This window comes from Marilutibacter maris, assembly GCF_003233695.1.
Lineage (GTDB): Bacteria > Pseudomonadota > Gammaproteobacteria > Xanthomonadales > Xanthomonadaceae > Marilutibacter > Marilutibacter maris.
Genome location: NZ_CP029843.1, coordinates 1423612 through 1445381, shown reverse-complemented (window position 1 = coordinate 1445381; position 21770 = coordinate 1423612). Strand labels below are relative to the sequence as shown.

General features: G+C 69.0%; 21 protein-coding genes and 1 tRNA gene. 15 read left to right on the top strand and 7 right to left on the bottom strand.

What is annotated here, in order from left to right:
* The first annotated feature begins 38 nt into the window (after positions 1 to 38).
* The 10 genes from C9I47_RS06335 (at position 39) to C9I47_RS06290 (ending at position 9908) form a co-directional block, all read left to right on the top strand.
* Positions 39 to 1208, top strand: a complete 1170-nt coding sequence (locus C9I47_RS06335) for an OprO/OprP family phosphate-selective porin (protein WP_111265999.1) — start codon at positions 39 to 41, stop codon at positions 1206 to 1208.
* A 144-nt stretch (positions 1209 to 1352) separates the two neighbouring features.
* Entirely contained in the window at positions 1353 to 2372 is a 1020-nt protein-coding gene (gene pstS / locus C9I47_RS06330; RefSeq protein ID WP_111265998.1) for a phosphate ABC transporter substrate-binding protein PstS, read from the top strand.
* 221 nt (positions 2373 to 2593) lie between these two features.
* A complete protein-coding gene (gene pstS, locus C9I47_RS06325) occupies positions 2594 to 3685 on the top strand; it encodes a phosphate ABC transporter substrate-binding protein PstS (protein WP_111265997.1) in 1092 nt (363 codons plus the stop codon).
* Positions 3686 to 3923: 238 nt separating this feature from the next.
* Complete coding sequence (pstC, locus tag C9I47_RS06320; protein ID WP_111265996.1) at positions 3924 to 4892, top strand: phosphate ABC transporter permease subunit PstC; 969 nt, start codon at positions 3924 to 3926, stop codon at positions 4890 to 4892.
* Positions 4892 to 5782, top strand: a complete 891-nt coding sequence (gene pstA, locus C9I47_RS06315) for a phosphate ABC transporter permease PstA (protein WP_111265995.1) — start codon at positions 4892 to 4894, stop codon at positions 5780 to 5782. The genes pstC and pstA overlap by 1 nt, the downstream gene beginning before the upstream one ends.
* 52 nt (positions 5783 to 5834) lie before the next feature.
* The gene (pstB, locus tag C9I47_RS06310) at positions 5835 to 6650 is read left to right on the top strand and encodes a phosphate ABC transporter ATP-binding protein PstB (protein WP_111265994.1); all 816 of its coding nucleotides are present in this window, start codon (positions 5835 to 5837) and stop codon (positions 6648 to 6650) included.
* Between the two features lie 136 nt (positions 6651 to 6786).
* The gene (gene phoU, locus C9I47_RS06305) at positions 6787 to 7497 is read left to right on the top strand and encodes a phosphate signaling complex protein PhoU (protein ID WP_111265993.1); all 711 of its coding nucleotides are present in this window, start codon (positions 6787 to 6789) and stop codon (positions 7495 to 7497) included.
* A gap of 274 nt (positions 7498 to 7771) precedes the next feature.
* The gene (locus tag C9I47_RS06300; protein WP_111265992.1) at positions 7772 to 8206 is read left to right on the top strand and encodes an HvfA family oxazolone/thioamide-modified RiPP metallophore; all 435 of its coding nucleotides are present in this window, start codon (positions 7772 to 7774) and stop codon (positions 8204 to 8206) included.
* A 60-nt stretch (positions 8207 to 8266) separates the two neighbouring features.
* Positions 8267 to 9124: an HvfB family MNIO-type RiPP peptide maturase gene (locus C9I47_RS06295; RefSeq protein WP_111265991.1), complete on the top strand. Its 858-nt coding sequence runs from the start codon at positions 8267 to 8269 to the stop codon at positions 9122 to 9124.
* Positions 9117 to 9908, top strand: coding sequence for an HvfC family RiPP maturation protein (locus C9I47_RS06290; RefSeq protein ID WP_111265990.1), 792 nt, complete (start codon positions 9117 to 9119; stop codon positions 9906 to 9908). Before C9I47_RS06295 ends, C9I47_RS06290 begins: the two co-directional genes overlap by 8 nt.
* A 59-nt stretch (positions 9909 to 9967) precedes the next feature.
* Here the strand turns inward: C9I47_RS06290 and C9I47_RS06285 are convergent, their stop codons facing one another.
* Positions 9968 to 10459 (bottom strand): ankyrin repeat domain-containing protein, encoded by a 492-nt coding sequence (locus C9I47_RS06285; RefSeq protein ID WP_111265989.1) that lies wholly within the window; start codon positions 10457 to 10459, stop codon positions 9968 to 9970.
* 22 nt (positions 10460 to 10481) lie between these two features.
* On the opposite strand from C9I47_RS06285, the gene rnt reads away from it, so the two are divergent.
* Complete coding sequence (rnt, locus tag C9I47_RS06280; RefSeq protein WP_111265988.1) at positions 10482 to 11144, top strand: ribonuclease T; 663 nt, start codon at positions 10482 to 10484, stop codon at positions 11142 to 11144.
* Between the two features lie 26 nt (positions 11145 to 11170).
* On the opposite strand, the gene sugE is transcribed toward rnt, so the two are convergent.
* From sugE to C9I47_RS06260, 4 genes are all read right to left on the bottom strand, one after another.
* Entirely contained in the window at positions 11171 to 11488 is a 318-nt protein-coding gene (sugE, locus tag C9I47_RS06275) for a quaternary ammonium compound efflux SMR transporter SugE (RefSeq protein ID WP_111265987.1), read from the bottom strand.
* A gap of 187 nt (positions 11489 to 11675) precedes the next feature.
* Positions 11676 to 12437: a 23S rRNA (guanosine(2251)-2'-O)-methyltransferase RlmB gene (gene rlmB / locus C9I47_RS06270; protein ID WP_111265986.1), complete on the bottom strand. Its 762-nt coding sequence runs from the start codon at positions 12435 to 12437 to the stop codon at positions 11676 to 11678.
* Positions 12438 to 12498: 61 nt separating this feature from the next.
* On the bottom strand, positions 12499 to 14982 hold the full coding sequence (gene rnr / locus C9I47_RS06265; RefSeq protein ID WP_111265985.1) for a ribonuclease R: 2484 nt from the start codon (positions 14980 to 14982) through the stop codon (positions 12499 to 12501).
* 105 nt (positions 14983 to 15087) lie between these two features.
* A complete protein-coding gene (locus tag C9I47_RS06260) occupies positions 15088 to 15336 on the bottom strand; it encodes a hypothetical protein (RefSeq protein ID WP_111267997.1) in 249 nt (82 codons plus the stop codon).
* A 407-nt stretch (positions 15337 to 15743) separates the two neighbouring features.
* Between C9I47_RS06260 and C9I47_RS06255 the strand changes: the two genes are divergently transcribed.
* Complete coding sequence (locus C9I47_RS06255; RefSeq protein WP_111265984.1) at positions 15744 to 15977, top strand: hypothetical protein; 234 nt, start codon at positions 15744 to 15746, stop codon at positions 15975 to 15977.
* Positions 15978 to 16077: 100 nt separating this feature from the next.
* On the opposite strand, the gene C9I47_RS06250 is transcribed toward C9I47_RS06255, so the two are convergent.
* Positions 16078 to 16162 (bottom strand) — tRNA-Leu (locus C9I47_RS06250).
* Positions 16163 to 16393: 231 nt separating this feature from the next.
* On the opposite strand from C9I47_RS06250, the gene rnk reads away from it, so the two are divergent.
* The 3 genes from rnk (at position 16394) to C9I47_RS06235 (ending at position 19901) form a co-directional block, all read left to right on the top strand.
* On the top strand, positions 16394 to 16810 hold the full coding sequence (rnk, locus tag C9I47_RS06245; protein ID WP_111265983.1) for a nucleoside diphosphate kinase regulator: 417 nt from the start codon (positions 16394 to 16396) through the stop codon (positions 16808 to 16810).
* Between the two features lie 120 nt (positions 16811 to 16930).
* On the top strand, positions 16931 to 19174 hold the full coding sequence (gene parC, locus C9I47_RS06240; RefSeq protein ID WP_111265982.1) for a DNA topoisomerase IV subunit A: 2244 nt from the start codon (positions 16931 to 16933) through the stop codon (positions 19172 to 19174).
* 55 nt (positions 19175 to 19229) lie between these two features.
* Complete coding sequence (locus C9I47_RS06235) at positions 19230 to 19901, top strand: thiopurine S-methyltransferase (RefSeq protein WP_111265981.1); 672 nt, start codon at positions 19230 to 19232, stop codon at positions 19899 to 19901.
* Positions 19902 to 19922: 21 nt separating this feature from the next.
* Here C9I47_RS06235 and asnB read toward each other — a convergent pair whose 3' ends face one another.
* A complete protein-coding gene (gene asnB / locus C9I47_RS06230; RefSeq protein ID WP_111265980.1) occupies positions 19923 to 21623 on the bottom strand; it encodes an asparagine synthase B in 1701 nt (566 codons plus the stop codon).
* Between the last annotated feature and the right edge of the window lie 147 nt (positions 21624 to 21770).

Sequence of the window (21770 nt, the reverse complement as noted above, 5' to 3'; positions counted from 1 at the left end):
GCTGCGCCCACTCTTCCCATGCCCCAAGGGCCAGCCCAATGAAACTCATCCCCGCCCCTCTCGCTCTCGCCATCCTCGCCTGCGTCGCGCCGGCCGCCCACGCGGAAGTCGCCATCGACGTGATCGGCGGCTCCGAAGTGAGCTTCGAGGGGCTGCTGCAGACCGACGGTTACTGGTACGACAATGACGTCGCCAATCTCGATGCCGACGGCAGCGATGGCGACGACACCGACTTCGGCCTGCGCCGCGCCGAGCTGGTGCTCAAGGGCAAGGGCCCGGGCAACATCGACTGGGTGCTGGGCTACGACGCTTCCGGCGACGGCAAGTTCCTCGACGCCAACGTCAAGTACAAGATCGGCGGCGACAAGAAGCACTACGTGCAGGTCGGCCAGTTCAAGCAGCCCAACAGCATGGAAGAGCTGTCTTCGACCAAGAACAACGACTTCATCTCCAAGGCGATGATCACCAACACCTTCGCGGTGGGTCGTCGCCTGGGTGCCAGCTACAACATCGGCAGCGACGACTGGCAGGTCAGCGCCAGCTACTTCGGCCGCGAGCTGACCCGCAACCGCGCGCACGGCAGCGGCTTCGGCCTGCGCGGCGGCTGGGCACCGATCAACGAGAAGGGCAACGTCTTCTACATCGGCGCCTCCTACGCCAACTACGACGTCGACGGCGACACCATCCGCTGGCGCGCCCGTCCCGACGCCGACCTGTCCAACCGCCTGATCGACACCGGCAGCAGCGGCATCCTCAACGCCGACCGCACCTCGACGATCGGCCTCGAGTCGTTCTGGGTGCATGGCCCGTTCAAGCTGCAGGCCGAGTACATGATGAACTCGGTCGACCGCTACGACACCGGCTTCGCCAGCCAGCCCGGCAGCGACTTCGACAGCAGCGGCGGCTACATCAGCGGCGTGTGGAACGTCACCGGCGAGACCTGGACCAACAAGGGCGGCGTCCCCGGCACCTCCGGCGCCGAGAACCCGGCCAGCGGCATGTGGCAGCTGGGCCTGCGCTACGACACCCTGGATCTGGACGACGGCATCGTCCAGGGCGGCCAGATGGATACCTGGACCGTCGGCGTGAACTACTACTGGCGCTCGAACTTCAAGTTCATGGTCGACTACGTGAAGGTCGACAGCGAGCGTCGCGGCGTCGACGACAGCCCGAACATCATCGAAGCCCGCGCACAGTTCTTCTGGTAAGCCCCTCCTCTCTCTCCCATTGGGCTACTCCGAGGCGCGGTTCCCCGACCGCGCCTCTTTTTTCCCTGGCTGCCGCGTCGACCGCCGCCGCAGGGGTACCCGCAGCCTCCCGCACCTCCTGACCACCCTTACAGGAATCCCACCGTGATCCACGCCTCCCGAACCGCGCTGGCCGCGCTCGCGCTCGCCGCCGGCCTCAGCTTCAATGCCTCCGCCTCGGACGTGACCGGCGCCGGCGCCTCGTTCGTCTATCCCGTCATGAGCAAGTGGTCGGCCGACTACGCCGAAGCCACCGGCAAGCGCGTCAACTACCAATCGATCGGCTCCGGCGGCGGCATCGCCCAGATCAAGGCCGGCACCGTCGACTTCGGTTCCTCCGACAAGCCGCTGCCGCCGCAGGAGCTGGCCGAGCATGGCCTGGCCCAGTTCCCGTCGGTGATCGGCGGCGTGGTGCCGATCATCAACATCCCCGGCGTCGCCTCCGGCGCGATGAAGCTCGACGGCGATCTGCTGGCCGACATCTTCCTCGGCAACGTGACCCACTGGAACGATCCGCGCATCGCCGCGCTCAACAGCGGCATCGCGCTGCCGGACACCAAGATCACCGTGATCCACCGCTCCGACGGCTCCGGCACCACCTTCAACTTCGTCAACTATCTGTCCAAGGTCAGCCCGGCATGGAAGGACTCGGTCGGCGAGGGCACCTCGGTCAAGTGGCCGCTGGGCATCGGCGGCAAGGGCAACGAGGGCGTCGCCGCCTACGTCAAGCAGATCCGCGGCGCGATCGGCTACGTCGAGATGTCCTATGCGCTGCAGAACCGCCTGGCCTACTCGCGCCTGAAGAACGCCGCCGGCAACTACATCCTGCCCAGCGACGACAGCTTCCAGGCCGCCGCCGCCAGCGCGGACTGGACCCGGGCCGAGCACTTCTACCTGGTCATGACCAATGCCCCCGGCGAGCAGGCCTGGCCGATCACCGCCACCAACTTCATCCTGATGCGCAAGCAGCCGCAGGACGTCGACGGCGCACGCCAGGCCCGCGAGTTCTTCCGCTGGGTCTACGCCAACGGCGACGCCCAGGCCAAGGCACTGGACTACGTGGCCCTGCCGGACTCGCTGACCGAGCAGATCGAGGCCTACTGGACCCGCGAAATCGGCTACTGAGGCCGATCCAACCCCTGAACGGATGTAACAAAGCCCGGTTCGAATGTACCCGAACCGGGCTTTTTCCAGCCCCTGCGCGCCCTGCCGGAAACATGAATTTGTCCATATTTTTCATGGACTTGAGTCATAGACCCGACAGGTGTAACAGGGGTGTAACAAAAACATCATTTCATAGTCCCGCCCGCCGGCCCCGCGCCGGCCTCTCTCTCATGGAGTCATACATGAAATCCTCGCCGGCCCGTATCGCCGTCCTCGCCCTCGCCACCACCCTGGCCCTGGCCGCCTGCAAGCCGTCGTCGGAAGCCCCGGCCACGGGCGAAGGCGGCAACGCCCCGGCCGCCGCGGAGGCGGCTTCGGACAAGGTCGCCGCCGAGATCACCGGCGCCGGCGCCACCTTCATCTTCCCGCTGATCTCCAAGTGGTCGGCCGACTACAACGCCCAGACCGGCGCCAAGGTGAACTACCAGTCGATCGGCTCCGGCGGCGGCATCGCCCAGATCAAGGCCGGCACCGTCGACTTCGGCTCCTCCGACGCCCCGCTGAGCCCCGAAGAGCTGGCCGAGGCCGGCCTGGGCCAGTTCCCGTCGGCGATCGGCGGCGTGGTCCCGGTGCTGAACGTCGAGGGCATCGAGGCCGGCAAGCTGCGCCTGACCGGCGAGCTGCTCGCCGACATCTACCTGGGCAAGGTCGAGAAGTGGAACGACGCGGCGATCGCCGCGGCCAACCCGGACGTCGCCCTGCCCGACCTGAAGATCAACCTGGTCCACCGCTCCGACGGCTCCGGCACCACCTTCAACTTCACCAACTACCTGAGCAAGGTCAGCAGCGCCTGGAAGGACCAGGTCGGTGAAGGCAAGTCGGTGAAGTGGATCACCGGCGTCGGCGGCAAGGGCAACGAGGGCGTCGCCTCCTACGTCCAGCAGATCAAGGGTTCGATCGGCTACGTCGAGCTGGCCTACGCGATCCAGAACAACATGGCCTACGCGACCCTGCAGAACGCCGCCGGCAACTGGGTGGCCCCGAGCGCCGAGAGCTTCCAGGCCGCCGCCGCGACCGCCGACTGGGCGAACACCAAGGACTTCCACCTGGTGATCACCAACGCGCCGGGCGCCGATGCCTGGCCGATCACCGCGACCAACTTCATCCTGATGTACAAGCAGCCCAAGGACGCCAAGCGCAGCGCCGATGCGATGGCCTTCTTCAAGTGGGCGTTCGAGAACGGCCAGGCCCAGGCTTCGGAGCTGCACTACGTGCCGCTGCCGCCGGAGCTGGTGCAGCAGGTCGAGTCCTACTGGGCTGCCGAGTTCAAGTAATGCAGCCGGGCGCCCGGGGCATTGTCCGGGCGCCCTCGTCGTTTCCTCGTCCCGCTGAGGCGGGGATCCAGCACCGGTGCCGGATCCCTGGTCTCTCTCCCAGGTCCCGGACATCGGCCCTGGATCCCTGCCAACGCGTGGATGAGCAGGCGGCAAGGCCGCCCACTTCCGGCTGCGACCGGATGACGGCCCTTTTTCCAGACCCCGGACGCACTTCGCTCCGCATCGACGGCCCCGCATGAACGCGACCACCCTTCCCGCCAGCGCCCCCAAGTCCCGCGACGTCAAGGACGCCCGCAACGACCGCTGGTTCCGTTATGTCCTGGTGGCCACCGTCGCCCTGGTGCTGGTCGCACTGGCCGGCGCCGCCCTGTCGATGCTGTGGGGCGGCCGCCACGTGCTGGCCGCCAGCGGACTGGACTTCTTCACCACCACCGAATGGAACCCGGTGGAGGACAAGTACGGCGCACTGGTGCCCATCTACGGCACCATCGTCACCGCGATCGTCGCGATGCTGATCGCGGTTCCGGTCAGCTTCGGCATCGCCTTCTTCCTGACCGAGGTCGCGCCGCGCTGGGCGCGCGGACCGATCGGCACCGCGATCGAGCTGCTGGCCGGCATCCCCTCGATCATCTACGGCATGTGGGGCCTGTTCGTGCTGGTCCCGGTGATGACCGAGCACGTGACCCCGTGGCTCAACGACAACCTCGGCACCCTGCCGGTGATCGGCGCGGTGTTCCAGGGGCCACCGCTGGGCATCGGCATGCTGACCGCGGGCATCGTGCTGTCGATCATGGTGATCCCGTTCATCTCCTCGGTGATGCGCGAAGTGTTCCTGACCGTGCCGACCCGGCTGAAGGAGTCCGCCTACGCGCTGGGCTCGACCAAGTGGGAGGTGACCTGGGACATCGTGCTGCCGTACACCCGCTCGGCGGTGATCGGCGGCGTGTTCCTCGGCCTCGGCCGCGCGCTCGGCGAGACCATGGCGGTCGCCTTCGTGGTCGGCAACAGCGTGCGCTTCTCGCCGTCGCTGCTGGAGCCGGGCACCACCATTGCCGCGCTGATCGCCAACGACTTCGGCGAGGCCACCGAGACCTACCGCTCGGCCCTGCTGCTGCTCGGCTTCGTCCTGTTCGTGGTCACCTTCGTGGTGTTGGCGATCGCCCGCATCATGCTCCACAAGCTGTCCAAGAAGGAGGGCAACTGATGGCCACCGCCGTGAGGGATGCCGCCCAGCTGAAGGCCGCCGACGCGCTGTACCGCCGGCGCCGCGTGATCAACGCCCTGGCGCTCGTGTTGGCCTGCGCCGCCGCGGTGTTCGGACTGTTCTTCCTCGGCTGGATCCTGTGGACCCTGGCCGCCAAGGCGATCGGCGGCATCGATTGGGCGCTGTTCACCCAGGACACCCCGCCGCCGCTGCAGGAGGGCGGCCTGCGCAACGCCTTCTTCGGCAGCGCGGTGATGTGCCTGCTGGCGATCCTGATCGGCACCCCGCTGGGCATCGCCGCCGGCACCTGGCTGGCCGAGTACGGCAACGCGCGCAAGCTCGGCACCGTGGTCCGCTTCGTCAACGACATCCTGCTGTCGGCCCCGTCGATCGTGCTCGGCCTGTTCGTCTACACCCTGGTGGTGGCGCAGAGCGGCGGCAACTTCTCGGCACTCGCCGGCGCCATCGCCCTGGCCTTCATCGTGCTGCCGGTGGTGGTCCGCACCACCGACGAAATGCTGCGGCTGGTACCGGCGCAGATGCGCGAGGCCGCGCTGTCGCTGGGCATCCCGCAGTGGAAGGTGATCGTGCAGGTGCTGTACCGCAGCGCCTCGGCCGGTATCGTCACCGGTATCCTGCTGGCGCTGGCGCGTATTTCCGGCGAGACCGCGCCGCTGCTGTTCACCGCCTTCGGCAACCAGTACTGGAGCACCGACGTGCTGCAACCGATGGCCAGCGTGCCGGTGGTGATGTACCAGTTCGCCGGCAGTCCCTACGAGTCCTGGCAGAGCATCGCCTGGGCCGGCGCGCTGGTCCTGGCCATGTTCGTACTATGCGTCAGCCTGATCGCCCGCGCCCTGCTGCTGCGCAACAGGATCTCCCATGACTGACCTCAGCCAAGCCCCCACCCAGAACGTCCCTCCCGTTGCCCGGACCCCGGTCATGAACGACGCCCGCATCACCATCGCCACGCCCCAGCGCGACTCCGCCACGGCCGAAGCCGCGCCGGTCAAGCTGTCGGTGCGTGGGCTCGACTTCCACTACGACCGCTTCCATGCGCTCAAGGGAATCAACCTGGACATTCCCGAGAAGCGGGTGACGGCGTTGATCGGCCCTTCCGGCTGCGGCAAGTCGACCCTGCTGCGGGTGTTCAACCGCATCTATGCGCTGTACCCCAAGCTCAGCGCCAGCGGCCAGGTGCTGCTGGACGGCGAGAACATCCTCGACCCGCGCTATCCGATGAACCGGCTGCGCAGCAAGGTCGGCATGGTGTTCCAGAAGCCGGTGCCGTTCCCGATGACGATCTTCGAGAACGTCGCCTACGGCATCCGCCACCACGAGAAGCTGTCGAAGTCGGAAATGAACGACCGGGTCGAGCAGGCGCTGCGCCAGGGCGCGCTGTGGGACGAGGTCAAGGACAAGCTGGGCCAGAGCGCGCTCGGCCTGTCCGGCGGCCAGCAGCAGCGCCTGTGCATCGCGCGCGCGGTCGCCCTGCGTCCGGACGTGCTGCTGCTCGACGAGCCGACCTCGGCGCTGGACCCGATCTCGACCAGCCGCATCGAACAGCTGGTCGAGGAGCTGAAGCTCGATTACACCATCGCGATCGTCACCCACAACATGCAACAGGCGGCGCGCGTGTCCGACTTCACCGCCTTCATGTACCTGGGCGACCTGATCGAACACGGCTCCACCGACCAGATATTCTCGGCGCCGACCAAGCAGCAGACCGAGGACTACATCACCGGCAGGTTCGGCTGAGGCACGCTGCCCGCGCGGCCTGTCGAACGCCCGGCGACGGATGGCCGGGCCGGACGACCCGAAGTCGAAACGGTAATGCCACGGACGACCACCGCCTCCTGGCCAGAACGATCCGATTCTCCAGGACACCACTCAGATGAGCACCGACATGCACGATCACATCGTCAAGAGCTACGACGAAGAGCAGAAGCGTCTGCTCGACGAAACCCTGCGCATGGGCGAGATGGCCGCCTCCCAGCTCGAGGCCGCGCTCGACGTGGTCGAGCGTCGCGACGACAAGGCCGCCGAGCGGATCATCGCCAACGACGAGGCGATCGACGCGCTCGAGCAGGAGATCAGTCATGACGTGATGAAGCTCGCGCTGCGCGGCCCGCTGGCCCGCGACCTGCGCGAGATCCTCGCCGCGATCCGGATCGCCTCCGACATCGAGCGGGTCGGCGACTACGCCGCCAACGTCGCCAAGCGTTCCACCGCGCTGAACATGATGCCGGCGCTGCCGCACGTGGCCGGCCTGCACGCGCTCGGCACCCTGGCGGTCAAGCAGGTCCGCGACGTGCTCGCCGCCTACCGCGACAACGACATCGAGGCGGCCAAGCGGATCCGCGCGCGCGATGCCGAGATCGATGTCGCCTACACCGGCCTGTTCCGCGAACTGCTGACCTACATGATGGAGGACGCGCGCAGCATCACCGCCTGCACCCACCTCCTGTTCATGGCCAAGAACATCGAACGGATCGGCGACCACGCCACCAACATCGCCGAGAACATCTGGTTCCTGGTCAAGGGCGACGACGAGCTGCCGCCGCGCGAGAAGCGCGACGACTCCAACACCACCACCGCGCCCTGAGCGCTGGCGCGACCGGCTCGCGCCGGTGCGGGTTTCCGACGGGCGGCTTCGGCCGCCCGTTTTCGTTGCGCGGCCGGTCACGCTTCGTCGCGCCTGGATGAATCGTCGATAAACGCCACCGGGTCCGCGCCCGGCCCGTGGCATGGTCCTAACACCGGCCGTGTAACCCTCCGACACCTGACTGCGTAACAGCACAGTGTCCGGCGGCCCAGCGGCCGCGTGACTCGACCGGCGCGGATGACCCGCGCCATTCACTGGAGAGAGGAACCAAGACATGAGCAACAGCAAAAAACCGGTCGCACTCGCGGTGGGCGCCGTCCTGATCGGCGGCATGGCGATGTCCACGTCGGCGTTCGCGATGAACGATCTCGCCGGCGGCTACCTGCTCGGCGCCACCGTCGCCGAAGGCAACTGCGGTGCCGACAAGGCCGCCGAGGGCAAGTGCGGCGAAGGCAAGTGCGGTGTCGAGAAGATGGACACCGACCAGGACGGCATGGTCTCGCAGGCCGAGTTCGGCGCCGCCCACGACGGCGACACCAGCCGCTTCGCCAGCTACGACAGCAACAGCGACGGCCAGATCAGCGCCGACGAGCTGAAGGCCGGCCACGAAGGCTCCTGCGGCGCCGACAAGGGTGCCGAAGGCAGCTGCGGCGGCGACAAGGGCGCCGAGGGCAAGTGCGGCGAAGGCAAGTGCGGCGGCATGGCCTGATGCCAGCCCACCGCATGGCCCCGCACCTCCATGTGCTGACCCTGCAGTGAGAACCGTCGCATGACCGGCCACCCACCCCTTCGCTCCGACGCCGTCGGCCTCGGCCTGCGGCGGGCCCTGTTGGACCCGCTGCGGACCGCGTCCGCGGATGCCTTCGACTTCCTCGAATGCGCTCCTGAAAACTGGATCGGGGTGGGTGGCCTTCTTGGCGAGGCGCTGGAAACGCTCAGCGCCCGCCACCCGCTGACCTGCCATGGGCTGTCGCTGTCGCTGGGCGGCTGCGCGCCGCTGGACGAGACCTTCCTCGGCCGCGTCCGCCGCTTCCTCGACCGCCACCGGGTACCGCTGTACAGCGAGCACCTGAGCTACTGCAGCGACGACGGACAGCTCTACGACCTGCTGCCGATCCCGTTCACCGACGAAGCGGTGCATCACGTCGCCGCGCGCATCCGCCAGACCCAGGACATCCTCGGTCGCCGGATCGCGGTCGAGAACGTGTCCTACTACGCCGCCCCGCACCAGGGCATGGACGAGGCCGCCTTCATCAACGCGGTGCTGGACGAGGCCGACTGCGACCTGCTGCTGGACGTCAACAACATCTACGTCAACGCGATCAACCACCGCTACGACGCCAGCGCCTTCCTCGCCGCGATGCCCGGCGAGCGGATCGCCTGCCTCCATGTCGCCGGCCACTTCGACGAAGCCGACGACCTCAAGGTCGACACCCACGGCGCGGCGGTCAAGGACGCGGTCTGGTCGCTGCTGGGCGAGGCCTGCCGCCGTTTCGGCCCGCGCCCGACCCTGCTGGAGCGCGACTTCAATTTTCCTCCGTTCGCCGAGCTGCTCGGCGAGCTGGACACGGTGCGGGGCATTCTCGCGACCAACCGCGATGTCCGGCCCAGGCACGCCCATGCCTGACGCGCACACCTCCCCCAGTCCCGCGCCGCCGCGCCTGCGCGCGCAGCAGTTCGAGCTGACCCGCTACCTGCGCGACCCGGACGGCCAGCCGGCGCCGGACATCGAGCCGCGCCGGCTCGCGGTCTACCGCGAACTGCTGTTCAACAATATCGAGAGCCTGCTGGCCGGCAACTTCCCGGTGATCCGCAGGATCTTCGGCGACGAATGGCCGGCGCTGGTGCGTCGGTTCTATCGCGACCACCGCTGCCAGACCCCGCTGTTCCCGGAGGTCGCGCGCGAGTTCCTGCGCTTTGTCGAGGCGCAGCCCGGACTGGGGCCGGACTGGCTGGCCGAACTGGCCCACTACGAATGGGTCGAGCTGGCGCTGCAGATCTCCGAGGCCCGCATCGAGGATGTCGACGCCGATCCGGATGGCGACCTGCTCGAGGCCTGCCCGGTGCTGTCGCCGCTGGCCTGGCCACTGGCCTACCAGTGGCCGGTGCACCGGCTCGGTCCCGACCATCTGCCGCGACAGGCGCCCCAGACGCCGACCCTGCTGATGCTGCGGCGCGAGCCCGACGGCCGGGTCCGCTTCTCCGAACTGAGCCCGCTGGCCTACCGCCTGATCGAGCGCGTGGGCGAGGCCGCCGACGCCTCGCCCCGCCCCAGCGGCCGCCTCCTGCTGCAGGCGCTCGCCGACGAGGCCGGTGTCGCGGCCGACCCGCCGTTCATCGCCCAGGGCCTGGCCCTGCTGCAACAGATGCGCGCCAGCTCGGTGCTGCTGGGCACGATGCCGGCCGGCTGAGCGCCGCCGACGCGCGGATCACAGGATCCGACAGGCCCGCACCCGCGTGGAGGCCCGGCTCAGGGCCGCAGCTCCGTGCCGCCATGGGCGACGATCAGGTCGGCGATTTCCAGATTGCCGTTGGCCCGGGCCCGGACCAGGGCGGAATAGCCTTCGAAGTCGCGCGCGTCGACCTCCACACCGTGGGCCAGCAGATACTTCGCGACCCCGACGTTGTTGACCATGCCGGCCAGATGCAGGGGCGTGAAACCGCCCAGCCTCGCATTGACCAGATCCGGTCGCGCCTCCAGCAGATGGATCGCCTGCTCAGCCTTTCCGTTCCAGATCAGGGCTTCGAGATCGGGCTCGGCGGCCGTCGAAGCGCCGGCCAGGAAGAAAGCCATCAGGACCGCCGCAAGAATCCTCACCAATCGCTCCGTACCGCATGCATCCGGGGCCGACACCCTGCCAGAGCGCGCGCGGAACGGCCAGCCTTCGCCGGACCGCCGGCCTTCGCGATCCAGAGTGTCGGCGCCACCCTCGCACCTCCCGCCCGCGGTCGGTTCCGGCATACGGGTCTGCTACGCTTTCTCCATGCATATCCCCCGCGAAATCGCCGCCGCGGTGCGCCCCACCGGCGCCAAGGCAGCCGCCCTCTCGCCCTTGTCCACGCGCTTCCGCGGCTACCTGCCGGTGATCGTCGATGTCGAGACCGGCGGCTTCGACTGGAACCGCCACGCCCTGCTGGAAATCGCGGTCGCACCGGTCGACGTCGACGACGACGGCCAGCTGTGCGTGGGCGAGGTGACCGGCAGCCATGTGGTTCCGGCCGCCGGCACCGAGATCGACCCCAAGTCGCTGGAAGTGACCGGGATCGACATCGACCATCCGTTCCGCGACGCCCTGCCCGAGCGACCGGCGCTGGAGCGGGTGTTCGCGCCGGTACGCGCCGCGGTCAAGAAGCACGGCTGCCAGCGCGCGATCCTGGTCGGCCACAACGCCCACTTCGACCTGAACTTCCTCAACGCCGCGGTCGCGCGCTGCAACCACAAGCGCAATCCGTTCCACCCTTTCAGCGTGTTCGACACCGTGACCCTGGCCGGCGTCGCCTATGGCCAGACCGTGCTGGCGCGGGCGGTGCAGGCGGCCGGGCTGGACTGGAACAGCGACGAGGCGCACTCGGCGGTCTACGACACCGAGCGCACCGCGCAGCTGTTCTGCAAGATCGTCAACGCCTGGCCTCAGGCGCCGCGCTGAGGGCCGAAGCCGCGGGCGACCGCCGCTCAGGGCGTCGCCAGCTTCAGCCCGACCAGACCGGCGACGATCAACAGCACGCTGGCCGCGCGCAACAGGTTCAACGGCTCGTCGAACAGCACGATGCCGAGAATGACGGTGCCGACCGCGCCAACGCCGACCCAGACCGCATAGGCGGTGCCGACCGGCAACGACTTCATCGCCACGCCGAGCAGGCCGACGCTGATCGCCATCGCGGCGACCGTGCCGACCGACGGCCACAGGCGGGTGAACCCTTCGGTGTACTTCAGACCGATCGCCCAGCCGATCTCGAACAGGCCGGCGACGATGAGGATGATCCAGGACATGACGGAGACTCCCATGAGAGGGGCCGTCCCCGGATGATCGTGGAGAGGCGGGGTCGTCCCCGCGTCCATCCGCGGCGGAAGCCGCGAACGGCAGCATTTTCCCACGCGGCCGCGGCCCTGGCTTGCCGCGGGATGAACGTTCAGCCCGCGGTCGGGAGCGTGCCAACCGCAAGCGCGGACAGGCGCCTCAGCCCTGACGCTGGCGCACCGCCTCGAACAGGGCGACGCCGCTGGCCACCGACACGTTCAGGCTCTCCACCCCGCCCTCGGCATTGGCGCCGGGCATCGGGATGTTGACCAGCTGGTCGCAGTTCTCGCGGGTCAGCCGACGCAGGCCGTCGCCCTCGCCGCCCATCACCAGGCCGACGTTGCCGCGCAGGTCGAGCTGGTAGAGCGAGGAGTCGGCCTCGCCGGCCAGGCCGTACAGCCACACGCCGAGCTTCTGCAGCTCGCGCATCGTCCGCGCCAGGTTGGTCACCGTCACCACCGGGATGCGGTCGGCGGCGCCGGCCGAGGTCTTGCGCACGGTCGCGTTGACCTGCACCGCCTTGTCCTTGGGAATCACCACCGCGGTCGCGCCGGCGGCGGCGGCGCTGCGCAGGCAGGCGCCGAGATTGTGCGGGTCCTGCACGCCGTCGAGCAGCAGCAGCAGCGCGCGACCTTCGGCGGCTTCGACCAGCCCCACCAGCTCGCTCTCGCTCCAGCTGCGCGCGGCGGCGTAGCGGGCGACCGCGCCCTGGTGGCGCAGGCCGCCGGCGACGCCGTCTAAGGCCTGCTGGGCGACCCGGCGCACGTCGATGCCCTTGCGGCGGGCGTTGGCCTCGATCTCGGCCAGGCGCGGGTTCTTGGCGCCGGCCTCGATCAGCACCTCGCGTACGTGTTCGGCGTCGTGTTCGATCGCGGCCGACACCGCATTGATGCCGGCGACCCACTGGTTCTGCTTGCTCATTCTGGATCCGTGACTGGGACGGGAGCCATTATCGCGCCAGCGCGCGGGCCCGGGCTTGCGTTCAGTACTTCTGCTTCCGTCGCCGCGCCGGCTTGCCGCGCGGCGGTGGCGGCCTGACTCCGGACGCGTGGGCGTCGCCGTTCTCGTCGCCGCGACCCTCGACCAGCCTGAAATCGATCTTGCGGTCCTCGACGCTGGCCTTCATCACCACGATATCGACCCGGTCGCCAAGACGGAACTCGCGGCTGGAGCGCTCGCCGGTCAGGGTCTTGCGGATCGGATCGAAGTGGTAATAGTCGTTCGGTAGCTGGGTCACGTGGACCAGGCCGTTGACCTTCGACTCGTCCAGCTCGACGAACAGACCGAAGCTGGTGACCCCGCTGATCACGCCGCTGAACTCGCCGCCGACATGCTGCTCCATCCACGCGGCGCGGTAACGCTCGTCGACTTCGCGCTGGGCCTCGTCGGCGCGGCGCGAACGCTCCGAGCACTGCAACGACAACGCCGCCATCTGGCTCGGCGAATAGACGAACTTCTCCGCCTTCGCGCCCGACAGCACGTGCTTGATCGCACGGTGCACCATCAGGTCCGGGTAGCGCCGGATCGGCGAGGTGAAGTGCGCATAGGCGTCCAGCGCCAGTCCGAAGTGGCCGCTGTTGTCCGGCGCGTACACCGCCAGACTCTGGCTGCGCAACAGCACCGACTCGATCAGCGCCGCGTCCGGACGCTCGCGGACCTTCTTCAACAGGTGGGTGAAGTCGCGCGGCTGCACCTTCGCCCACGGCGGCAGGCGCAGCTTGAACTCCTTCAGGAACTCCTCCAGATCGGCGTACTTCTGCTCCGGCGGACGCTCGTGGACGCGGTACGGCGCCGGCACCTCGCGGGCAAGCAGGAAGCGCGCCGCCTCGACGTTGGCCGCGATCATGCATTCCTCGATCAGCTTGTGCGCGTCGTTGCGCTGGAGCATGCCGGCCTGGACCACCTCGCCGGTGTTGTCCAGCACGAAGCGGACCTCGCCGCTCTCGAACTCGATCGCGCCGCGGCGCTCGCGCGCCTTCGCCAGGATCCGGTACAGCTGGTGCAGGCGCTGCACCTGCGGCAACAGCTCGCCGACCGCCGCCAGGGCGTCGGCACGGTCGTCCTCCGGAATGCCCTCGCCGACCGCGTTCCAGACCTGGGTATAGGTCAGGCGCGCATGCGAATGCATCACCGCCTCGTAGAAGCGCGACTCGACGACCTCGCCGTCGCGGTTCACCTGCATGTCGCAGACGAAGCACAGCCGGTCGACCTTGGGCTTGAGCGAACAGATGCCGTTGGACAGCGTCTCCGGCAGCATCGGCACCACGAAGCCGGGGAAGTAGACCGAGGTCGCGCGCAGCTGCGCCTCCTCGTCCAGCGGCGTGCCCGGACGCACGTAGTGGGAAACGTCGGCGATCGCGACCAGCAACCGGAACCCGTCGCGGTTGGGTTCGCACCACACCGCGTCGTCGAAGTCCTTGGCATCCTCGCCGTCGATCGTCACCAGCGGCAGGTCGCGGATGTCCTCGCGCCTGGCGGCGACCTGCGGGTCGACCTCCAGCGGCACGTTCGCCGCCTCGTCGAGCGCCGCCTGCGGGAACTCGTGCGGAATCTCGTGCGCATGCAGCGCCGCCTGCACCGCCAGCGAGGCGGTCAGGCGCTCGCCGAGCACGGTCAGGATGCGCCCGATCGGCGGGCGTCGCGCGTCGGCCGGCTGGGTGATCTCGGCCACCACCAACTGGCCCGGCCGGGCGTCGCCGCGGGCGTCGGACGGGATCATCACGTTGCGCTGGATGCGCGGATCGTCCGGCACCACGTAGGTGATGCCGACTTCCTCGGTGAAGCGGCCGATCAGCCGGTTGAGCCGACGCTCGAGCACCTCGACGATGGCGCCTTCGCGGCGACCGCGCCGGTCCATGCCGGTTACGCTGGCCATCACCCGGTCGCCGTGCATCGCCTTGCGCATCTCGAACGGCGGCAGGAACAGGTCGTCGCCGCCCGCATCCGGGCGCAGGAAGCCGAAGCCGTCGGGATTGGCGATCACCACGCCCGGCACCAGGTCCATCTGCTCGGCCGGCGCATAGGCGCCCTTGCGGTTCTGCAGCAGCTGGCCGTCGCGGACCATTGCCCGCAGCCGCGCGGTGAGCGCGTCGAAGCGCTCCTCGTCGGTCAGCGACAGGCGCTCGGCCACTGCCTCGATGGTCATTGGGCCGTCGGCGGCGACCAACAGGCCGAGAATCATCTCGCGGCTGGCGATCGGGTTGGCGTAGCGCGCGGCCTCGCGCTCGGCATGCGGATCGCGGCCGCTGTGGACCTGGTCCGGGGCGACCGCGCGCCCGGGGCGCTGCGGGCGCGAGCCGCGCGGAGGCGGTTCCGGCATCCACGCCGGCGTCTTCTTGCCGCCGTGCCTGGAGGCCTTGCCCGACTTGGCGCCGGCGCTGTGTGTGTTGCGGCCCGCCGACGTCTTCGCCGACGGCGCCTTCTTGTTCTTCTTGGATTTGCCGCGGGATGCGGATTTCTTGCTCATAGGGGAATGATGACAGACCGGCGCCTGGCCGGTGAAAGTGGGCGGGCTCGCGGAGGAGCCCGGGGATGTCAGGACCTGCCCGGAGCAGGCACGGCGCCGGCCCGGTCAATCGCGCAGTTGCAGGCCGTGGTTCTCGTTGATGGAACCGTCGGCTTCGAGCACCACGCAGCGCGTCCTGCCCCGGTCGAACACGACCGGAACCGGATCGCGGAACAGCGGCCGGCGGACGAATTCCAGGACCCAGCCGAAGGTTTCCAGGGTTTCCAGCGTGGCCAGTTGCGCCGGCGTCAGTCCGGCGCGCAACCGGTGCGGGGACGGCATGAGGTCGGGCGCGCGTCTTTCCTTGTCGCTCACCGGACTCTCCCCGGGTTCGATGATGATTGGCACCGAGTCTGGCGCCATCCCTATCGAGTGGGTGTGAATCCGCTGAACGGGGAGCAACCGGCGGGAGTCCGGCCGTGTCGCGATGACAGACGGAGCGGTGTCAGGAACCGGGCTCAGAACGGCATCGCTGTGGGGCTGGAACACGCGTCGCCGCGAGGCAGGAGAGCCGGGCCGGCGAAAGGCCGGCCCCGGTTGGCGCTTCGCCCCAGCGGTCGCAATCCGCCGCTGAGGCCACGGGCCAATCGCGGCAATGGTAACCGAAGCCGCGACCGCGCAGCTGAACGCCGCCCCGCCGATGCCGGCTGCACGTAGCATGTCGGCGACCGCCATCGGGTACATGCGCCCGCACGGCCGCGATCACGACGACGGACACGCCTATGGCCCCCGGCAAGGGCGAGCATTTCGCCACCCGCGACATCTACATCGACTACGACTTCGAAGAGGTCACCTATCGCTGGGACCACCGGCTGCGCAGGATCTACGTGCGCTTCTACGGCGAGATCGAGAGTCCCGGGGCGGTCCCGCACGACAACCGACCGTTCACCGACGCACTGCGCTTCGGGCGCGAGATCACCCGCGGGGACTACGAGCGCGGCTTCCCCCGCGGCTGAGAACCCCGCAGTCGGGATCGGGCGGGCCCGCACTCGGGCAACAAAAAACCCCGCACTCGGCGGGGTCCTTGTCGCGACGGCGATGCCGCCGCTTTGTGTATGGTGCCCAGGAGAGGACTCGAACCTCCACGGTTTTACCCGCTAGTACCTGAAACTAGTGCGTCTACCAATTCCGCCACCTGGGCAAGTCGCGCCGCAGTGCTGCGCGAGCCGCATATGTTGCGGCGCGATGAATACCTTGTCAATGCCCCGTCGAAGATTTCTTTCATCCGCCCGTCATCCGCCCATTGCGGCAAGGCCGGGGCCGCCTTCGACGCTTGCCGCCCGGTCCGGTCGGGACTATGGTCCGCAGACATCGACCGAACCGCGGGCGGCGTCCTCCAGGGCGCCGCCCGCATTGCCATGGAGACCCCGGTATGACCCGTCCGATCCCCCCGCCCATCGTCATCTCCCACCTCGATGCCCAACGCATCGAAGCCCTGCTCGACAGCCCCCAGGCCGACGTCCTGGACACCCGCGCGCTGGAGGCCGAACTCGACCGTGCCGAGCGGGTGGCACCGGCGGCGATGCCGGCCGACGTTGTCAGCATGAACTCCACCGTCCGCATCCGCGACGAGAACAACGGCAACACCCGCGACATCACCCTGGTCTACCCGCGCGAAGCCAACGGCGACCCCGGCAGGGTCTCGGTCCTGGCCCCGATCGGCAGCGCCCTGCTGGGCCTGCGCGTCGGCGCCACCATCGACTGGCCGCTGCCAGGCGGCCGCAGCACCCGCCTGACCGTGGTCGCGCTGGACTACCAGCCCGAGGCCGCCGGCGACCTGCACCGCTGATCCCGCCCCACGCGGCCCGACACGCGCTGGCGCGGCGGGCCGCAGGCGGCCGGGCGACGGTCGCAATGACGGCAACAGGCCCTAGAATGCCCGGACCGCAGTCCGCACCCCGAGTCACGCATGACCGAAACCGTACGACCGGCGTTCCATGGCTTCGAGCAGATTCCGCTGAAGGAGTACGCCGAGCGCGCCTATCTCGACTATTCGATGTACGTGGTGCTCGACCGCGCCCTGCCGTTCCTCGGCGACGGCCTGAAGCCGGTGCAGCGCCGCATCGTCTACGCGATGAGCGAGCTGGGCCTGAACGCCGCGGCCAAGCCGAAGAAATCCGCGCGCACGGTCGGCGACGTGATCGGCAAGTACCATCCGCATGGCGACAGCGCCTGCTACGAGGCGATGGTGCTGATGGCGCAGCCGTTCTCGTACCGCTATCCGCTGATCGAAGGCCAGGGCAACTTCGGCTCCAGCGACGATCCCAAGTCGTTCGCGGCGATGCGCTACACCGAGGCCAAGCTGACCCCGATCGCCGAGGTGCTGCTGGGCGAACTCGGCCAGGGCACGGTCGACTGGACGCCGAACTTCGACGGCACCCTGGAGGAACCGACCTGGCTGCCGGCGCGACTGCCGCACCTGCTGCTCAATGGCACCACCGGGATCGCGGTCGGCATGGCCACCGACGTGCCGCCGCACAACCTCAACGAGGTCGTCAGCGCCGCGGTGCGCCTGCTCGAGGACCCCGACGCGACCACCCGCGACCTGTGCGAGCACGTGCGCGGCCCGGACTACCCGACCGAGGCTGAGATCATCACCCCGCGCGCCGACCTGCTGTCGATGTACGAGACCGGCCTGGGCAGCGTCCGCGCCCGCGCCGTGTACATCAAGGAAGGCACCAACATCGTCGTCACCGCCCTGCCCTACCAGGCCTCGCCGGGCAAGGTGATCGAGCAGATCGCGGCCCAGATGCGGGCCAAGAAGCTGCCGTGGCTGGAGGACCTGCGCGACGAGTCCGACCACGCGACCCCGACCCGGATCGTGCTGGTGCCGCGCAGCAACCGCGTCGACATCGAACAGCTGATGGGCCACCTGTTCGCGACCACCGACCTGGAAAAGAGCTACCGGGTCAACTTCAACGTGATCGGCCTGGACGGCCGCCCGCAGGTCAAGGGCCTGAAGGCGTTCCTGTCGGAGTGGCTGAGCTTCCGCGCCGACACCGTCACCCGCCGCCTGAAGCACCGCCTCGACAAGGTCGAGCGCCGCCTGCACCTGTTGGCCGGCCTGTTGATCGCCTTCCTCAATCTCGACGAGGTGATCCGCATCATCCGCAGCGAGGACGAGCCCAAGCCGGTACTGATCAAGCGCTTCGAGCTCAGCGAGGACCAGGCGGACTACATCCTGGAAACCAAGCTGCGCCAGTTGGCGCGGCTGGAGGAGATGAAGATCCGCGGCGAGGAGTCGGAGCTGCTCGCCGAGCGCGACCGCCTCACCGCCATCCTCGGCAGCAAGGCCAGGCTGCGCAAGCTGGTCAAGGACGAACTGCTCGCCGACGCCAAGAAGTTCGGCGACGCGCGCCGCTCGCCGCTGGTCGCGCGCGACGCCGCCCAGGCGATGTCGGAAACCGAGCTGGTGCCCAGCGAGCCGATGACCGTGGTGATCAGCGAGAAGGGCTGGGTCCGCGCCGCCAAGGGCCACGACATCGACCCGGCCGCACTGAGCTATCGCGAGGGCGACGCCCTGCTGGCGGCGGCCCGCAGCCGCAGCACCCAGCAGGTCGCCTTCCTCGATTCGACCGGCCGCTCGTACTCGACGATCGTGCATTCGCTGCCGTCGGCGCGCGGCAACGGCGAACCGCTCACCGGGCGCTTCTCGCCGGCCGCCGGCGCCGCGTTCCAGACCGTGGCCAGCGGCGACAACGACAGCCGCTTCGTGCTCGCCTCCAGCCACGGCTACGGCTTCGTCACCCGCTTCGAGAACCTGACCAGCCGCAACAAGGCCGGCAAGGCGATGCTGTCGCTGACCCAAGGCGCCAAGGTGATCCAGCCGGCGCCGGTCGCCGACCCGGGCCAGGACCGTCTGGTGGTCGTGACCACCGCCGGCCACCTGCTGGCGTTCCCGGTCGCCGAACTGCCCGAGCTCGACAAGGGCAAGGGCAACAAGCTGATCGACATTCCCAAGGCCAAGCTGGGCACCGAGCGGGTCGTCGCGATCGCGGTGGTCCCGGTCGGCGGCACCCTCAGCGTGAAGTCCGGCGCGCGCACGATGACCCTGTCGTGGAAGGACCTGGACGGCTACATCGGCAGCCGCGCCAGCCGCGGCGGACTGCTGCCGCGCGGCTGGCAGAAGGTCGAAGGGCTGGCGGTCGAATAGCCACGACCGCCCCGGGCGCGCTTCGCCTGCCCGGACGACGGAGCGAGGAGAGAACATGCAGCCGGATTTCTGGCATCAGCGCTGGCGCGAGGGCCGCATCGGCTTCCATCAGGACAGGCCGACGCCGCTGCTGGTCGAGCACTGGCCGCGGCTCGAGCTCGGCGAGGGTCGCCGGGCCGCGGACAGCCGGGTGTTCGTGCCACTGGCCGGAAAATCGCTGGACATGGTCTGGCTCGCCTCGCGCGGCCACCGCGTGCTGGGCGTCGAACTGTCGGAACTGGCGGTGACCGGGTTCTTCGATGAGCACGGACTGGAACCGCAGGTCTCGGAATCGTCCTCCGGGCGTCACTACCGCGCCGGCGGCATCGAGTTGATCCGCGGCGACGTGTTCGCGCTCGACCCGGCCCTGCTCGCCGGCTGCGATGCGGTGTTCGACCGCGCCGCCCTGATCGCCTTGCCGCCGGACCTGCGCGAGCGCTATGTCGACGAGGTGTATGCGCGCCTGCCCGGCGCCTGCCGCGGCCTTGTGATCACCCTGGAGTATCCCCAGCACGAAAAGCCGGGGCCGCCCTTCAGCGTCGGCGCCGACGAAGTGCACGCGCGCTTCGACCGCGACTGGCGGGTCGAGACCCTGCAACGGCGCGACATCCTCGCCACCCAGCCCGGCTTCGTCGCCGAGGGCGTGACCGCGCTGGAGACGGCGGTCTACCGCCTCCAGCGCCGCTGACCCGGGCCACGCGGACGGCGCTCAGGCCGCCGCGTGCACCCCCGCGACCGCGCGTCCGGACGGATCGGCGGCATCGGCGAACGCGGCATCCCAGGCGATCGCCGCCGGCGACGAGCAGGCGATCGACTTGCCGCCGGGCACCGTCGCCGCGCAGGCCGGACCGGGGAAGAGCTGCTCGAAGATGTGCCGGTACAGGAAGGCCTCCTTGCTCTGCGGCGGGTTGACCGGAAAACGACTGGCCGCGGCGGCGAACACCCGGTCGCTGATCGTCGCTTCGGCATGCGCCTTCAGGCCGTCGATCCATCCATAGCCGACGCCGTCGCTGAACTGCTCCTTCTGCCGCCACAGGATCGAGTCCGGCAGATAGCCGTCGAACGCCTCGCGCAGCACCGCCTTCTCGATCCGGCGACGGCCGTCGACGCCGCTGCCGACCATCTTGTGGCGGGCGTCCATCGACATCGCGGTGTCGAGGAAGTCGACGTCCAGGAACGGCACCCGCGCCTCGACGCCCCAGGCCATCATCGACTTGTTCGCGCGCAGGCAGTCGTAGTTGTGGAGGGCATCGAGCTTGCGCACGGTCTCGTCGTGGAACTCGCGCGCATCCGGCGCCTTGTGGAAGTACAGGTAGCCGCCGAACACCTCGTCGCTGCCTTCGCCGGAAAGCACCATCTTCACCCCCATCGCCTTGATCCTGCGCGCGAGCAGGAACATCGGCGTCGACGCGCGGATCGTGGTGACGTCGTAGGTTTCGATATGGCGGATCACCTCCGGCAGCGCATCCAGGCCTTCCTCGAAACTGTAGGTGAAGCCGTGATGGACGGTGCCCAGCGCCTCGGCCGCGACCGCCGCCGCGGCCAGGTCGGGCGAGCCCTCCAGTCCGATCGCGAACGAGTGCAGGCGCGGCCACCAGGCCTCGGAGGCGTCGTCCTCCTCGATCCGGCGACGGGCGAAACGCGCGGCGACCGCGGCGACCAGCGACGAATCCAGCCCGCCCGAGAGCAGCACACCGTAGGGCACGTCGCACATCAGCTGGCGATGCACGGCGGCCTCGAACGCCTCCCGCAGCGCCTGCGCGGTGACCTCGACGCCGGCGGTCGAGCCGTGGTCGCGCCAGGCCCGGGTGTAGTAGCGGACGAGCTCGCCGCGGTCGCTGTCGTAGTAGTGACCGGGCGGAAACTGGGCGACGTCGGCGCAGGTATCGGCGAGCGCCTTCATCTCCGAGGCGACGCACAGCCGGCCATCGCCATCGTGCCCCCAGTACAGCGGACAGACGCCGATCGGATCGCGTGCGATCAGGCAACGACCGCGCTCGCTATCCCACAACGCGAACGCGAATATCCCGTTGAGCCGGTCCAGCCAGGCAGCGACGTCGCCACCGCCATCGACACCCTGCCTGTACAGCGCGTTGATCACCTCGCAATCGGAGCCGCTCTGGAAGGCGTATGACTGCCGCAGCGCCGGTTCCAGCTCGCGGTGATTGTAGATCTCGCCGTTGACCGCCAGCACCAGCCGGCCGTCGCCGGAGCGGATCGGCTGGGCACCACCGGCCGGGTCGACGATCGCCAGGCGCTCGTGGACCAGGATCGCGCCGTCGTCGACATATACGCCGCTCCAGTCGGGGCCGCGATGGCGCTGACGCTGCGACTGGCCGATGGCCTGCCGGCGCAGGGCGGCGACATCGTCGCCGGGTTGCAGGCCGAATATTCCGAGGATCGAACACATGCGATGGACTCCGTAGGCAGTAAAGCGGGTGGGAACTCAGAGGGGGCGGATGGATTTCAGAAGCCGGAAAACAAAAAGGCCCGCACTTCGCAGTGCAGGCCGGGGAGAGTGATGAACTCTGGGTGCTAGGAACTAGTCACCGGCCTG

What these genes read in the sequence shown, in the direction of transcription:
- C9I47_RS06335 (WP_111265999.1), top strand. Translation starts at nt 39, where the DNA reads ATGAAACTCATCCCCGCCCCTCTCGCTCTCGCCATCCTCGCCTGCGTC.
- pstS (WP_111265997.1), top strand. Translation starts at nt 2,594, where the DNA reads ATGAAATCCTCGCCGGCCCGTATCGCCGTCCTCGCCCTCGCCACCACC.
- pstC (WP_111265996.1), top strand. Translation starts at nt 3,924, where the DNA reads ATGAACGCGACCACCCTTCCCGCCAGCGCCCCCAAGTCCCGCGACGTC.
- pstA (WP_111265995.1), top strand. Translation starts at nt 4,892, where the DNA reads ATGGCCACCGCCGTGAGGGATGCCGCCCAGCTGAAGGCCGCCGACGCG.
- pstB (WP_111265994.1), top strand. Translation starts at nt 5,835, where the DNA reads ATGAACGACGCCCGCATCACCATCGCCACGCCCCAGCGCGACTCCGCC.
- phoU (WP_111265993.1), top strand. Translation starts at nt 6,787, where the DNA reads ATGAGCACCGACATGCACGATCACATCGTCAAGAGCTACGACGAAGAG.
- C9I47_RS06300 (WP_111265992.1), top strand. Translation starts at nt 7,772, where the DNA reads ATGAGCAACAGCAAAAAACCGGTCGCACTCGCGGTGGGCGCCGTCCTG.
- C9I47_RS06295 (WP_111265991.1), top strand. Translation starts at nt 8,267, where the DNA reads ATGACCGGCCACCCACCCCTTCGCTCCGACGCCGTCGGCCTCGGCCTG.
- C9I47_RS06290 (WP_111265990.1), top strand. Translation starts at nt 9,117, where the DNA reads ATGCCTGACGCGCACACCTCCCCCAGTCCCGCGCCGCCGCGCCTGCGC.
- C9I47_RS06285 (WP_111265989.1), bottom strand. Translation starts at nt 10,459, where the DNA reads ATGCCGGAACCGACCGCGGGCGGGAGGTGCGAGGGTGGCGCCGACACT.
- rnt (WP_111265988.1), top strand. Translation starts at nt 10,482, where the DNA reads ATGCATATCCCCCGCGAAATCGCCGCCGCGGTGCGCCCCACCGGCGCC.
- sugE (WP_111265987.1), bottom strand. Translation starts at nt 11,488, where the DNA reads ATGTCCTGGATCATCCTCATCGTCGCCGGCCTGTTCGAGATCGGCTGG.
- rlmB (WP_111265986.1), bottom strand. Translation starts at nt 12,437, where the DNA reads ATGAGCAAGCAGAACCAGTGGGTCGCCGGCATCAATGCGGTGTCGGCC.
- rnr (WP_111265985.1), bottom strand. Translation starts at nt 14,982, where the DNA reads ATGAGCAAGAAATCCGCATCCCGCGGCAAATCCAAGAAGAACAAGAAG.
- C9I47_RS06255 (WP_111265984.1), top strand. Translation starts at nt 15,744, where the DNA reads ATGGCCCCCGGCAAGGGCGAGCATTTCGCCACCCGCGACATCTACATC.
- rnk (WP_111265983.1), top strand. Translation starts at nt 16,394, where the DNA reads ATGACCCGTCCGATCCCCCCGCCCATCGTCATCTCCCACCTCGATGCC.
- parC (WP_111265982.1), top strand. Translation starts at nt 16,931, where the DNA reads ATGACCGAAACCGTACGACCGGCGTTCCATGGCTTCGAGCAGATTCCG.
- C9I47_RS06235 (WP_111265981.1), top strand. Translation starts at nt 19,230, where the DNA reads ATGCAGCCGGATTTCTGGCATCAGCGCTGGCGCGAGGGCCGCATCGGC.
- asnB (WP_111265980.1), bottom strand. Translation starts at nt 21,623, where the DNA reads ATGTGTTCGATCCTCGGAATATTCGGCCTGCAACCCGGCGACGATGTC.